Raw genomic sequence first — 13427 nt, 5'->3', positions numbered from 1 at the left:
GTCGCTGCCGGAATCCCCTTCGGCAGCCTTAACTCATTTTCGTGTATTCCCTCGCACTTTTTCCCTCTAGTTATTGGCGACTTAGCAACACTTAGTTAACACTGATGATCAGGTCAGACCTGTTTGGCAATGATGCCTTGGTCGAAAATTACAGGTGATTGCAATGAGCAAAGCGCAGCCGCTGCTGACGCGTCAGGGCGAACGTATCGCCATAACCCACGGATTGCGTACCCCTTTTGCCCGTCAGGCGACGGATTTCCACGGCATTCCTGCGCTTGAATTAGGGCGCATGGTGGTGAGTGAACTGATGGCGCGCAGCGAGTTACCGGTGGAAATCATCGATCAGCTGGTGTTTGGCCAGGTGGTGCAGATGCCGGAAGCGCCGAACATTGCGCGTGAAATTGTCCTGAGCAGCGGATTGGGCGTGCACACCGATGCTTACAGCGTGAGCCGTGCCTGCGCCACCAGTTTTCAGGCGGTGGCTAACGTGGCGGAAAGCTTGATGGCTGGCACAATCGATGCGGGCATTGCCGGAGGTGCCGACTCTTCCTCGGTGCTGCCGATTGGCGTGAGTAAAACCCTGGCGCGCGCGTTAGTCGATCTCAACAAAGCGCGCAGTTTCAGCCAGAAGCTCACTATCTTGCGCCGCTTACGTCCACGCGATCTCTTGCCGGTACCACCGGCAGTGGCGGAGTACTCTACCGGGCTGCGTATGGGCGATACTGCCGAACAGATGGCGAAATCGCACGGCATCACGCGTGAGCAGCAGGATGCGTTAGCGCTGCGTTCGCATCAGCACGCGGCACGCGCCTGGCAATCGGGCGTGTTGACGCAGGAAGTCATGCCCGCCTTTGTACCGCCGTGGAAAGCTCCGATCGAGCAGGACAATAATATTCGTTTTAACGCGAGCGCAGGGGATTACGCCAAACTGCGCCCGGCATTTGATCGCCGCCACGGCTCGGTGACGGCCGCCAACAGCACGCCGTTAACCGATGGCGCGGCGGCGGTGATTCTCATGCGTGAAGGTCGCGCGCGTGAATTGGGCATTACACCGCTCGGCTATCTGCGCAGCTATGCCTTTACCGCTATTGATGTCTGGCAGGATATGCTGCTCGGCCCGGCATATGCTTCGCCGCTGGCGCTGGATCGCGCCGGCATCACGCTAAACGACCTCACGCTAATTGATATGCATGAAGCCTTTGCGGCGCAAACCCTGGCGAACCTGAAAATGTTCCGTGACGAACGCTTTGCGCGTGAGGTGCTGAATCGTCCTCACGCATTAGGCGAGGTGAATGAGGAGCGGTTTAACGTACTCGGCGGCTCAATTGCTTATGGTCATCCGTTTGCCGCTACCGGCGCGCGTATGATCACGCAAACGCTGCAGGAACTGCGGCGGCGCGGTGGCGGGTTAGGTTTAGTCACCGCCTGTGCGGCGGGTGGGTTGGGCACCGCAATGGTTCTGGAGGCTGAATAATGAGCGAATCTGCCTTTCATTTACAGATGCGTCTCGACCATGTTGGTGTGATTACCATCGACGTGCCAGGCGAGAAGATGAACACGCTGAAAGCGGAATTTGTACCGCAAATTAAAGCGGTGCTGGATGAAGCGCGTAGCCACAAACAGCTGGCGGGGTTGGTGTTGATTTCCGGAAAGCGCGACAACTTTGTTGCCGGTGCGGATATCAGCATGATCGCCCAATGCCAAACCGCTGAAGAAGCTGAAGCGCTGGCAAAGCAGGGCCAGGATGTGATGGCGATGATTGCCGCGCTACCGTTTCCGGTGGTGGCGGCGATCCACGGCGCCTGTCTGGGCGGTGGATTAGAGCTGGCGCTGGCCTGCGATGCACGCATCTGTACACTTGATGATAAAACGCGCCTCGGCCTGCCGGAAGTGCAGCTTGGATTATTGCCCGGTTCTGGTGGAACGCAGCGTCTGCCCCGACTGATTGGCGTACAGCAGGCGCTGCCGCTGATCCTTACCGGCAAGCAACTGCGCGCCAGGCAGGCGCTCAAACTCGGTATTGTTGATGATGCCGTGCCACAGTCAATTCTGCTGGAAACGGCAATTGCGCGTGTACATAAAGGAAAAGGCGCGCGCAGAGCATTATCGCGTCGCGATCGGTTGCTGCAAGGTCCGGTTGCGCGTCATATCCTCTTTGCGCTGGCGCAACGTCAGACCAACAATAAAACTCAGGGCAACTATCCTGCCGCTGACCGTATTTTACAGGTGGTGCGCATTGGCCTTGAGCAGGGCAGCAGCGCCGGGCATGAGGCAGAAGCGCGCGCCTTTGGCCAACTGGCGATGACGCCAGAATCGGCGGCGCTGCGCAGCCTGTTCTTTGCCTCAACCGCTTTAAAGAAAGAAGCGATGGCGAGTGCCGAACCACGCGAGCTAAAGCAGATTGGCGTGCTCGGCGGTGGTTTGATGGGCGGTGGCATTGCCAGCGTGACGGCGCTCAAGGCCGGTTTGCCGGTACGCATCAAAGACATCAATCTTGCGGGGGTAAACCACGCATTGCAGTACAGCTGGGAGCTGCTGAGTAAAAAGGTGAAGCGACGTCAGCTGAAGGCGGCTGAGCGTCAGCAGCAAATGGCTCGCATCAGCGGCGGTACCGATTATCAGGGCTTTAGCCAGCGCGATCTGGTGATTGAAGCGGTCTTTGAGGATCTGGCGCTGAAGCAGCAGATGGTTAGCGAAATTGAAAGCCATTGCCAGCCGCATACGATTTTTGCTTCCAACACCTCATCGTTACCGATTGGCGATATCGCTGCCAACGCGAAGCGACCGGAGAATGTGATTGGCCTGCATTTCTTCAGCCCGGTGGACAAAATGCCGCTGGTGGAGGTGATTCCGCATGCCAATACCTCGGCCCAAACGCTGGCGACCACAGTACAGCTGGCGCGTCAGCAGGGTAAAACGGCGGTGGTGGTTGCTGACCGTCCTGGCTTTTACGTCAACCGTATTCTTGCACCCTATATAAATGAAGCGCTGCGCTGTTTGCAGGAAGGCGAACCGATCGAGCATATCGATCGTGCGCTGGTAAAATTTGGATTCCCGGTCGGGCCGCTCCAGCTGCTGGATGAAGTGGGAATTGATGTTGGCAGCAAAATCAGCCCAATTCTCGAGCAGGCTTACGGGTCGCGCTTTAGTGCCCCCAAGGCCGCAAGCGCGATTCTGGCCGATGGGCGAAAAGGGCGGAAGAACAACCGGGGCTTCTATCACTATCAGCGCTCACGCTGGCCCGGTAAACGCAAAGCTGATGCAGCGATTTACGCACTTTTGCATGTCAAACCGCAGGCGAAACAGAGTGAAACGCAGATTGCGGAACGCTGTGTGTTGATGATGCTGAACGAGGCTGCACGTTGTCTTGATGAGGCGGTGATCCGTAATGCGCGCGATGGCGATATCGCGGCCGTATTTGGTATCGGCTTTCCGCCCTTCCTGGGCGGGCCGTTCCGCTATATGGATCAGCGCGGCATTGGCGATATCGTCAAAGCATTAAGGTCGTTAATGCAGCAACATGGCGATCGTTTCACGCCGAGTGAGGCGCTGGTCGCATTGTCAGAAGAGAAAATGAATTTTTACACTTCTGCACAATCTTGAATAGGCGTACAGATTCAGCGGGTTAGTATGGTGGCCGCGCAACGGCTAGCGCGGCACCATTCTGAGATATGCTTATTTAATAAACAACCGGTTGACTATACTGAAGCCATTGGGGTAAAACACACCGTTCATTCGCAGAATGAAGCGTCTGGTGCTGTGGTACCGGGCGATATCGACAAACAACAGCGGTGCTTTATGCAAGTTTTTATCATGCGTCATGGCGATGCAGCTCTGGAAGCAGCGAGTGATTCCGTTCGTCCTCTCACCCTTTGTGGCTGTGACGAATCGCGTCAGATGGCAAGCTGGCTCAATGGCAAAACGCCAGAAATTGATCGGGTATTAGTGAGTCCTTATTTGCGCGCCGAGCAAACGCTCGCAACGGTACGCGAAACCCTGAAGTTACCGGTAGGGCAGGACGTGCTGCCAGAACTGACGCCGGGCGGCGATCCAGGCATGGTGGCCTGTTATCTGCAGGCGCTGGCGCACAAAGGCGTTAAGTCGGCGCTGGTGATTTCTCACCTGCCGCTGGTGGGATATTTGGTCTCTGAACTTTGCCCGCAGGAAGCGCCGCCCATGTTCGCTACCTCTGCGATAGCCTGTGTAAACTTTGATGCCGATGCCAGCGAAGGCAAGCTGGAGTGGCAGGTTAGCCCGTCAAAATTGGCCAAAGCCATTTAATCTCTGTGGGCCGCAATCGCGGCCCTATCCTTATCTACCGCAGCCATTACGGCAGTTCAGGCGGTTGCCACTCTTCTACTTCAATCAGCACCAGCAGCGCCGCGTCGCCGCCGAACATTTTCGGTGCCTGATGAAACGCCATCACATGCGGATGTTGCGCGAGCCACAGAGGCGTTTGCTGCTTGAGGATATGTTTGCCGTGGCCAGTCATCACGCTGGCACAGAACAGATGCTCACGACGACAGGCAGCGATTAAGGCACCAAGTTCCTGTTTGGCTTGCACCTGAGTTAGCCCATGGAGATCGAGAAAAATCTCCGGCGTGTAATCGCCACGGCGTAATTTCTTCTGCTCGTAGTGGCTAACATCCGCACGCACATAGCGAACCGGTCCTTCACTGGAGAGCAGCGGCTGAAACTCATCGGAGAAATAATGGCTGTTATCCGCCTGTTCTGAAATCAGACGTTTCAGCGGCACTTCACGTGTTTTCACCACCGGCTTGTGCACGATGGTGTCCTGTTTCAGCTTGCGCGTTCCACTCATCAATTGGCGGAACATCTCCTGATCGTCCTGGCTTAGCGGCGTTTTCTTACTCATGGCTTTGTGATTGATTTAGAAAAGACGGGTGAACAGTCGGTGACATACCTTAACCGCAAGCGTTAACAAATGTCAGCTTTTTCACCTCGCCGCGCTGAATTCTGCCCGGCTTCGTGGCACACTATCGGCCGATTGATTTTATGGCCTGCGGAGGGCTACGTGGACAAGATATTCGTCGATGAGGCAGTGAACGAACTGCACACCATTCAGGACATGCTGCGCTGGGCAGTCAGCCGTTTTTCGGCGGCAGGAATTTGGTACGGCCACGGCACGGATAATCCCTGGGACGAAGCAGTCCAACTGGTTCTGCCAACGCTATGGTTGCCGCTGGATATTCCTGAAGATATGCGCCATGCACGTCTGACCGCCAGCGAGCGTCATCGCATCGTTGAGCGCGTTATTCGCCGCGTCAATGAACGCATTCCGGTGGCTTATCTTACCAACAAAGCCTGGTTCTGCGGCCACGAGTTCTACGTGGATGAGCGCGTGCTGGTTCCGCGTTCACCGATTGGTGAACTGATCGAAAACCGCTTTGCCGGTTTGATCGGCGATTCGCCTAATCACATTCTTGATATGTGCACCGGCAGCGGCTGCATCGCGATAGCCTGCGCCTATGCTTTCCCGGAAGCGGAAGTCGATGCGGTGGATATCTCCACTGACGCGCTGGCCGTTGCCGAGCAGAACATTGAAGAACATGGCTTGCTGAACCACGTTACGCCGATTCGCGCCGATCTGTTCCGCAACTTACCGCCGGTGAAATACGATTTGATCGTCACCAATCCGCCGTATGTGGATGCGGAGGATATGGACGATCTGCCGAATGAATATCGCCACGAGCCGGAGCTCGGCCTTGCCGCAGGTAGCGACGGCCTGAAGCTGGTACGCCGCATTCTGGCATGTGTGCCAGATTATCTCAGCGAGCAGGGCGTGCTAATTTGCGAAGTCGGCAACAGCATGGTGCACATGATCGATCAATATCCCGATGTGCCGTTTACCTGGCTGGAGTTTGATAACGGCGGTGACGGCGTATTTATGCTGACGCGTGAGCAAATCGTAGCGGCACAGCACCATTTCTCATTCTATAAAGACTAAATAAAAGGGCGAGCGCTCGCCCGCAACATCGCAACAAGGAATCAGCATGGCCGGAAACAGCATCGGACAAGTTTTTCGCGTAACCACTTTTGGCGAGTCGCATGGTATTGCGCTGGGCTGCATTGTTGACGGTGTGCCTCCCGGCATTCCGCTCACCGAAGCCGATATTCAGCACGATCTCGATCGTCGTCGTCCCGGCACCTCGCGCTATACCACCCAGCGTCGCGAGCCGGATCAGGTGAGAATTTTGTCCGGCGTGTTTGAGGGCGTGACGACCGGCACCTCAATCGGCCTGCTGATTGAAAATACTGACCAGCGCTCGCAGGATTACGGCGCAATTAAAGATCTGTTCCGTCCTGGCCATGCGGATTACACCTATGAGCAGAAATATGGCCTACGCGACTATCGCGGCGGCGGGCGCTCTTCCGCGCGTGAAACCGCAATGCGCGTGGCCGCGGGGGCGATTGCCAAGAAGTATCTGCAGATGAAGCACGGCATTGTGGTGCGCGGCTATCTGGCACAGATTGGCGACGTAGCCTGTGAGCTGAAAGACTGGAGCATCGTGGAAGAGAACCCGTTTTTCTGCCCGGATGCCTCAAAGCTGGAGGCGCTGGATGAACTGATGCGCGGGTTGAAAAAAGAGGGCGATTCCATCGGTGCCAAAGTCACCGTGCTGGCTGAAAACGTGCCGCCGGGATTAGGTGAGCCGGTATTTGATCGTCTGGACGCAGATTTGGCGCATGCACTGATGAGCATCAATGCGGTAAAAGGCGTGGAGATCGGCGACGGTTTCGCGGTGATCAACCAGCGTGGCAGCCAGCATCGCGATGAAATCCGCGCTAACGGTTTCCAGAGCAACCATGCGGGCGGCATTCTGGGTGGCATCAGCAGCGGCCAAACCATCAGCGCTAATCTGGCGATGAAACCGACCTCAAGCATTACCGTTCCGGGCAATACCATCACGCGCGATGGCGAAGAAGTGGAGATGATCACTAAAGGTCGCCACGATCCTTGCGTCGGCATCCGCGCCGTACCGATTGCCGAAGCGATGATGGCGATTGTGTTAATGGATCATCTGCTGCGCCAGCGCGCGCAAAACGGTGATGTTAACAGCAACGTTCCGCGCTGGTAAGCCCGATGATGCGCCGTCTGTTCATCACCTGTGCCGCGCTGTTGTGCAGTGCGGCGGCCGTTGCCGCGACGCCGTGGCAGCAAATCCATCAGCCGATTGCCGGCAACCCGCAGTCGATTGGCGGTTTCGCCAACGGCTGTATTGTTGGTGCGCAGCAGCTACCGCTGAACTCACCAAATTATCAGGTGATGCGTCAGGATCAGCGCCGCTATTTCGGCCATCCAGACTTGATCGCCTTTATTCAGCGCCTCAGTACGCAAGTTCATCAGCTGCAGCTGGGCCAGGTGCTGATTGGCGATATGGGCATGGCGGCAGGCGGCCGTTTTAGCAGCGGCCACGCCAGCCATCAAACCGGTCTGGATGTGGATATCTGGCTGCAACTGCCAAAAACGCGCTGGAGTGCGCAGCAACTGCTGAAACCGCAGCCGCTTGATTTGGTCTCTGCGGACGATAAGCAGGTGATCGCACGCCATTGGCAGCCACAAATTGATAGCTTGATTAAGCTGGCAGCGAAAGATGATGAAGTGACGCGTATTTTCGTTAATCCGGCGATTAAAAGACAGCTTTGCGCTGATGCCGGTAGCGATCGTGCGTGGCTGAATAAAGTGCGTCCGTGGTTTGCCCATCGCGCACATATGCACGTGCGTCTGCGTTGCCCAGCAGGCAGCCTTGAGTGCCAGGAGCAGGCCCCGCAGCCGCCAGGTGATGGCTGTGGTGCCGAGCTGGACAGCTGGTTCCTGCCGAAAAAACCTGGCAGCACGCCGCCAGTGAAGAAAACGCCGCCGCCGTTACCGCCGTCATGTCAGGCTTTATTAGATAAACATTTGTTATAACCTCGATTCTTCAACCCGCAGGTGCGTTGGCTGCGCTCGTCCACCCCAGTCACTTACTAATGTAAGCTCCCGGGGATGAACGAGCTTGCCGCCTTCCTGCAGCTTGAATTATCGAGATTATTTAGGAAGATGGTTGATGGATCTTTTTGTTGTCAGCCCGCTGGTCATCGGCGTGCTGTTTTTTGTGGCAATGCTGGCGGCATTCATCGACTCGATTGCCGGAGGCGGGGGCTTGCTCACTGTACCCTCTTTGCTGGCGGCCGGGCTCTCACCCGCTCAGGCGTTAGCCACCAATAAGCTGCAATCGGTCGGCGGTTCCTTCTCCGCCAGCCTCTATTTCATTCGTCGCGGTGCGGTGAAGTTAAATGAGCAGTGGCTGAATATCGCCATGACGTTTCTTGGCGCAATCGGCGGCACCATCCTGATTCAGCATCTGCAAGCGGACGTTTTGCGGCAAATCTTGCCTTTGCTACTGATCTGCATCGGTTTGTGGTTCCTGCTGATGCCACGTTTGGGGGAAGCGGATCGCGAACGTCGTCTGCACGGTTTGCCCTATGCGCTGGTGGGCGGCGGCTGCGTCGGTTTCTACGACGGCTTCTTTGGCCCGGGCGCGGGTTCTTTCTACGCGCTGGCTTTCGTTACCCTGTGCGGCTTCAATTTGGCGAAAGCCACTGCCCACGCCAAAATCCTAAATTTCACCTCGAATTTCGGCAGCTTGCTGTTCTTTATGTTCGGTGGAAAAGTGGTGTGGGGCACTGGCGTGATTATGCTGCTGGGTGCCTTTATCGGCGCGCGCCTCGGCGCCAGACTGGTGCTGAGCCGCGGTCAGAAGCTCATTCGCCCAATGGTAGTAACGGTTTCGGCGGTGATGAGCGCTAAATTATTATGGGATAGTCACGGCAGTGCATTCATGGCCTGGCTGGCAACCCTGTGATCCAATCCTCGTCAAGACCGGCAGCCAGTGCGACAATGGCGCCGGTTTTTTTTAAAGATTAAAAATTATGAGTACAACACACCATTACGATCAGCTGATTGCCATCTTTGATGGCTGCTTCGTTGACGATTTTCAGACGCGTCTAATTAAAGGCGACGACGAACCTATTTATCTTCCAGCGGATGAAACCTCGCCGTGGAATCGCGTGGTGTTCGCCCACGGCTACTACGCCAGCGGGCTGCACGAAATTTCCCACTGGTGTATTGCCGGTGAAGCGCGTCGCAAGCTGGTTGATTTTGGTTATTGGTACTGCCCGGACGGGCGTGATGCGCAAACCCAGAGCCAGTTTGAAGCCGTTGAGGTCAAACCGCAGGCGCTGGAGTGGTTGTTCTGCGTTGCGGCGGGCTTTCCCTTCAACGTAAGTTGTGACAATCTCGAAGGCGATTGTGAGCCAGATCGCATAGCGTTTCAGCGTAAGGTTCATGCTCAGGTGATGACTTATCTGGAGCAGGGTATTCCGGCACGTCCGGCCCGTTTCATCGATGCATTAATGAATTATTACGGCACGCCGGCGTTGACGGCGGCCCAGTTTCCCTGGCCGGAAGACCTGTGATCCGCGATGGCATTATAAGAAGAGAGGAAGAGATGATCGTAGAATTTGAAACCCGCATTCTGGCCCTGATTGATGATATGGTCGATCACGCCAGCGATGACGAGCTGTTTGCTGGCGGCTATCTGCGTGGTCATCTGACCCTGGCGGTGGCGGAGATTGAACTGAGCGGCGAACATACGCCGGAAGCGCTGCAGACGCATGTCACCAATAGCCTGCAAAAAGCCATTGCGGCTGGTGAACTGTCGCCACGCGATCAGGCGTTGGTTACGGGGATGTGGGACAATCTGTTCCTGCAGGCGCGTCAGAGCGCTTAAGCTGTGGGGGCGATCGCTCGCCCCGCAGATTAACGAGCCGCTTTTTTACCCTTCAGCAATTTTCGTACCCAGTAGCGATTTGGATTCAATGCCGTAAGCGTCGCCGCATCCAGCGGCTGGGGTTCGCCGCTCATTTGCGCTGCCAGCACTTCGGCCGCCAGCGGCGCACTGCATAAACCACGCGATCCCAACGCACCCAGCACAAATAACCCTGCATGCACTGGCGCTGCGGGCACGGCTTCAGCGCGTGAACGCTGCGCGGGAAGATCCGCATACTGCGTGAGCAAAGCATCGTAATCCGGCGCGCTGCCGCTCATCGGCAGGTGATCGCGCGTGGCGCAACGCACACCGTTGCGCGCCTGATTATCTGATACATCTACCTGCTGCGGCCATGCACTTTCCGGTAGGCAGTTGATCAGCCGCTGACGGTTTTCTTGCTGGTCATCGGCACGGAAATCAGTCGTGGTATCGCCGCGGTGATAGCTGGCACCAATGCAATGGGTAGCGAAATTCGGACTAACCGGCGTGAGATAGCCGTCGTAACAGAGCACGGTGCGCAGTTCGCCGAGCGAATCATTAGTCGGCACGTGGCTCACCTGACCGGCTACCGCATATGCCGGCAGCATTCTGCTTTGCTCGATATCCAGCAAGGCGTGACCATTCGCCAGTACCACCTGCTGATGCTGCACAGATGGCCGATCGCTAAAGTGCAGCGTCCAGCTTTCATTGTTCCGCGTAAGCTGCGTTACCTGATGCAGCCAGTGAACGCGCAGGCCTTGCGTTTGTGCATACTCCAGCAAATTACTGGTTAACTGGGAAGGGGAAAGCCAGCCACCCTGCGGATAATAGAGGCCGCTGAAACCCAGTTCGACACCTGCGAGCTTTTCCGCCTCTTCTTTATTTACGCCATAAGCGATTTCACGCGGTAGGTCCATGTTGAGCATCTGCGCGATTTTATCCGCACTTTTACTGTCCCAGCCGAGCTGCAGCACGCCGCTCCAGTGATGCTCAAACTCCACCGGCACCCAATCATACAGGCGACGAGCAAAGCCAAAGGCAGCAGGGAAAAAGGTCGCCAATGCCGGATCGTGCTGATTGAGCAGCGGATAGAGCGCACCCTGACGGTTACCGGATGCCCCCAACGCTGGCGCAGCATCAGCACAATATAAGGTGACGCGCCAGCCCCGGCGAAGGAGTGCCAGAGCCAGTACCGCGCTGGCGACGCCGCCGCCAATGAGCGCGACTTCCTGGCTTGCAGCTTGCGGTCGTGCATACCACGGCTGGCTGTGCGGCAGCTCAGCTGCCTGTTCCAGCACACCGATCAGCATTTCACGTTTGTGGCCAAATCCTTTGCGCTTCTGCATGGTGAAACCAGCGTCCTGCAAGCCACGGCGCACAAAGCCAGACGCCGTAAAGGTGGCGAGCGTGCCGCCCGGACGCGCTAAGCGCGCCATGGCGGCGAACAGTGCTGGCGTCCACATCTCCGGATTTTTCGCCGGGGCAAAGCCATCAAGAAACCACGCATCCACCTGGCGATTAAGGCTGTCATCAAAGGTGTGAATTAGCGCGTTAATATCACCAAGCCAGAGATCCAGCGTGACTTCGCCACCGTTAAACAGCACGCGCTGGCAGCCCGGCAATGCCTGCGGCCACTGCTGTTGTAGCTGTTCAGCCCACGGCTGGAGCTCAGGCCAATGCGCATGCGCAGCGATCAAATCCTCGTGCGTCAGCGGGTATTTTTCGCAGCTGATAAAGTGCAGGCGCTGGAGTGGGGCCGTGGGATGCTCGGCGCGGAAGCGATCAAACGCTTGCCACAGTGTGAGAAAGTTCAGACCAGTCCCAAAACCGCTCTCGGCGACGATAAATAAATCGCGCGAATGATCGGCAAAACGGTGCGGAATATGATTACCGTCAAGGAAAACATAGCGCGTCTCTTCCAGCCCATTGTCGTTGGAGAAATAGACGTCACCGAACGCTCGGGACACAGGTGTACCCTGTTCATTCCAGTTTATTTGGGCATGTTCTACTGGGGTAAATTTCACGGGGAAAGGCTCATATTTCAGGCAGTGGCGCGAGTTTAGCGACAGACGTGACATGACGCAAATTTACAAAACGAAATGGCTGATCGGACTTGTTCGGCTTACAACTGTACGCTAGAGTGCACGTCAATCCAAAAGAGTGGAACGAGGACTATTGAATGAAACGTGCAGTGATTACTGGCCTGGGTATTGTTTCCAGCATTGGTAATAACCAGCAAGAAGTGCTGGCTTCTCTGCGTGAAGGCCGTTCCGGTATTACTTTCTCCGAAGAGATGAGAGATGCCGGTATGCGCAGCCACGTATGGGGCAACGTCAAACTGGATACCAACGGGCTCATCGATCGCAAAATCGTGCGTTTTATGAGTGATGCCTCGATCTACGCTTACCTGTCTATGGCTGAAGCGATTAAGGATTCAGGCCTGACTGACGAACAGTATCAGCAAAACCCACGTGTTGGCCTAATTGCTGGTTCTGGCGGCGGTTCTCCGCGTTATCAGGTATTTGGTGCGGACGCTATGCGTGGCCCGCGCGGCCTGAAAGCCGTTGGTCCTTACGTAGTGACCAAAGCCATGGGTTCAGGCGTATCTGCTTGCCTGGCAACCCCGTTCAAAATCCACGGCGTGAACTACTCCATCAGCTCAGCGTGTGCCACTTCAGCACACTGCATCGGCAACGCCGTTGAGCAGATTCAGCTGGGCAAACAGGACATCGTTTTTGCAGGCGGCGGCGAAGAGCTGAGCTGGGAAATGGCCTGTGAATTTGATGCGATGGGCGCGTTGTCGACCAAATACAACGAAACGCCTGAAAAAGCGTCACGTACCTACGATGCCAACCGTGACGGTTTTGTCATTGCAGGCGGCGGTGGTATGGTGGTAGTAGAAGAGCTGGAACATGCTCTGGCACGTGGCGCACATATTTATGCTGAGATCGTCGGTTACGGCGCCACCTCCGATGGCGCAGATATGGTAGCACCTTCAGGCGAAGGCGCAGTGCGCTGCATGAAGATGGCGATGCAAGGTGTTGATACGCCAATCGATTACCTCAACACCCACGGCACCTCAACGCCAGTGGGTGATGTGAAAGAGCTGGGTGCGATTCGCGAAGTATTCGGCGATAACTCACCCTCTCTGTCTGCGACCAAAGCGATGACTGGCCACTCTCTGGGTGCGGCTGGCGTGCAGGAAGCGATCTACACCTTGTTGATGCTGGAGCACGGCTTCATCGCGCCAAGCATCAATATTGAAGAGCTGGATGAAGCGGGTAAAGGTCTGAACATTGTGACCAAGCCGACCGAAAAAGCATTGACTACAGTGATGTCGAACAGCTTTGGTTTCGGTGGCACCAACGCCACGTTAACCATGCGTAAGCTGCCAGCGTAATTGCAGATTTTACAAGGTGCGCATGAATGCGCACCCTACGAAAACCGCGTTATGCCTTCGTAGGGGCGCCATTTATGGCGACCGAATGATGCAAGCATTATCTCAAGGGCCGGTTATCCGGCCCTTGTTGTTTTGACAATCCACCTCCTGCTTGCCTACACTCTCTCTCCGTCCGAAACAAAATTATCAATTCCCATTAAATGTGAACCAAATAT

The 13427-nt window shown here is 56.1% G+C and carries 12 protein-coding genes; 10 read left to right on the top strand and 2 right to left on the bottom strand.

Going from position 1 to position 13427, the window contains the following annotated elements; all coding sequences use genetic code 11:
* The first annotated feature begins 163 nt into the window (after positions 1–163).
* The 3 genes from fadI (at position 164) to sixA (ending at position 4281) form a co-directional block, all read left to right on the top strand.
* On the top strand, positions 164–1474 hold the full coding sequence (fadI, locus tag AC07WB_RS13525) for an acetyl-CoA C-acyltransferase FadI (protein ID WP_494940665.1): 1311 nt from the start codon (positions 164–166) through the stop codon (positions 1472–1474).
* Positions 1474–3603 carry a fatty acid oxidation complex subunit alpha FadJ gene (fadJ, locus tag AC07WB_RS13520; RefSeq protein WP_494940664.1) on the top strand — a complete coding sequence of 710 codons (2130 nt, stop codon included), beginning with the start codon at positions 1474–1476 and terminating at the stop codon, positions 3601–3603. The genes fadI and fadJ overlap by 1 nt, the downstream gene beginning before the upstream one ends.
* Before the next feature lie 195 nt (positions 3604–3798).
* A complete protein-coding gene (gene sixA, locus AC07WB_RS13515; protein ID WP_494940663.1) occupies positions 3799–4281 on the top strand; it encodes a phosphohistidine phosphatase SixA in 483 nt (160 codons plus the stop codon).
* 46 nt (positions 4282–4327) lie between these two features.
* Here the strand turns inward: sixA and smrB are convergent, their stop codons facing one another.
* Positions 4328–4876, bottom strand: a complete 549-nt coding sequence (gene smrB, locus AC07WB_RS13510; protein ID WP_097096556.1) for an endonuclease SmrB — start codon at positions 4874–4876, stop codon at positions 4328–4330.
* 159 nt (positions 4877–5035) lie between these two features.
* On the opposite strand from smrB, the gene prmB reads away from it, so the two are divergent.
* The 6 genes from prmB to AC07WB_RS13480 all read left to right on the top strand — a co-directional run bounded on the left by prmB (position 5036) and on the right by AC07WB_RS13480 (position 9794).
* Positions 5036–5968 (top strand): 50S ribosomal protein L3 N(5)-glutamine methyltransferase, encoded by a 933-nt coding sequence (prmB, locus tag AC07WB_RS13505; protein ID WP_494940662.1) that lies wholly within the window; start codon positions 5036–5038, stop codon positions 5966–5968.
* 46 nt (positions 5969–6014) lie between these two features.
* Positions 6015–7100, top strand: coding sequence for a chorismate synthase (gene aroC, locus AC07WB_RS13500; RefSeq protein WP_494940661.1), 1086 nt, complete (start codon positions 6015–6017; stop codon positions 7098–7100).
* 5 nt (positions 7101–7105) lie between these two features.
* Positions 7106–7933, top strand: coding sequence for a penicillin-insensitive murein endopeptidase (gene mepA / locus AC07WB_RS13495; RefSeq protein WP_370659794.1), 828 nt, complete (start codon positions 7106–7108; stop codon positions 7931–7933).
* Between the two features lie 136 nt (positions 7934–8069).
* Entirely contained in the window at positions 8070–8867 is a 798-nt protein-coding gene (locus AC07WB_RS13490) for a sulfite exporter TauE/SafE family protein (RefSeq protein ID WP_097096559.1), read from the top strand.
* 67 nt (positions 8868–8934) lie between these two features.
* A complete protein-coding gene (locus AC07WB_RS13485) occupies positions 8935–9480 on the top strand; it encodes an elongation factor P hydroxylase (RefSeq protein ID WP_097096560.1) in 546 nt (181 codons plus the stop codon).
* A gap of 32 nt (positions 9481–9512) precedes the next feature.
* Positions 9513–9794, top strand: a complete 282-nt coding sequence (locus AC07WB_RS13480; RefSeq protein ID WP_007889229.1) for a YfcL family protein — start codon at positions 9513–9515, stop codon at positions 9792–9794.
* A gap of 29 nt (positions 9795–9823) precedes the next feature.
* Here the strand turns inward: AC07WB_RS13480 and mnmC are convergent, their stop codons facing one another.
* Positions 9824–11836 (bottom strand): bifunctional tRNA (5-methylaminomethyl-2-thiouridine)(34)-methyltransferase MnmC2/FAD-dependent 5-carboxymethylaminomethyl-2-thiouridine(34) oxidoreductase MnmC1, encoded by a 2013-nt coding sequence (mnmC, locus tag AC07WB_RS13475; protein ID WP_494940660.1) that lies wholly within the window; start codon positions 11834–11836, stop codon positions 9824–9826.
* 155 nt (positions 11837–11991) lie between these two features.
* Between mnmC and fabB the strand changes: the two genes are divergently transcribed.
* Positions 11992–13212 (top strand): beta-ketoacyl-ACP synthase I, encoded by a 1221-nt coding sequence (gene fabB, locus AC07WB_RS13470; protein ID WP_097096561.1) that lies wholly within the window; start codon positions 11992–11994, stop codon positions 13210–13212.
* The last annotated feature ends 215 nt before the right edge of the window (positions 13213–13427 follow it).

Source organism: Pantoea sp. GW821-FHT03E06 (assembly GCF_059420725.1).
Note: the sequence above shows the minus strand (reverse complement) of the source record. Positions and strands in the feature narration are given on the sequence as shown.

Excerpts from the sequence above, each read along its gene's own strand:
- mepA (WP_370659794.1), top strand. The coding sequence starts at position 7,106 with ATGATGCGCCGTCTGTTCATCACCTGTGCCGCGCTGTTGTGCAGTGCG.
- fabB (WP_097096561.1), top strand. The coding sequence starts at position 11,992 with ATGAAACGTGCAGTGATTACTGGCCTGGGTATTGTTTCCAGCATTGGT.
- fadJ (WP_494940664.1), top strand. The coding sequence starts at position 1,474 with ATGAGCGAATCTGCCTTTCATTTACAGATGCGTCTCGACCATGTTGGT.
- fadI (WP_494940665.1), top strand. The coding sequence starts at position 164 with ATGAGCAAAGCGCAGCCGCTGCTGACGCGTCAGGGCGAACGTATCGCC.
- AC07WB_RS13480 (WP_007889229.1), top strand. The coding sequence starts at position 9,513 with ATGATCGTAGAATTTGAAACCCGCATTCTGGCCCTGATTGATGATATG.
- AC07WB_RS13490 (WP_097096559.1), top strand. The coding sequence starts at position 8,070 with ATGGATCTTTTTGTTGTCAGCCCGCTGGTCATCGGCGTGCTGTTTTTT.
- aroC (WP_494940661.1), top strand. The coding sequence starts at position 6,015 with ATGGCCGGAAACAGCATCGGACAAGTTTTTCGCGTAACCACTTTTGGC.
- sixA (WP_494940663.1), top strand. The coding sequence starts at position 3,799 with ATGCAAGTTTTTATCATGCGTCATGGCGATGCAGCTCTGGAAGCAGCG.
- AC07WB_RS13485 (WP_097096560.1), top strand. The coding sequence starts at position 8,935 with ATGAGTACAACACACCATTACGATCAGCTGATTGCCATCTTTGATGGC.
- smrB (WP_097096556.1), bottom strand. The coding sequence starts at position 4,876 with ATGAGTAAGAAAACGCCGCTAAGCCAGGACGATCAGGAGATGTTCCGC.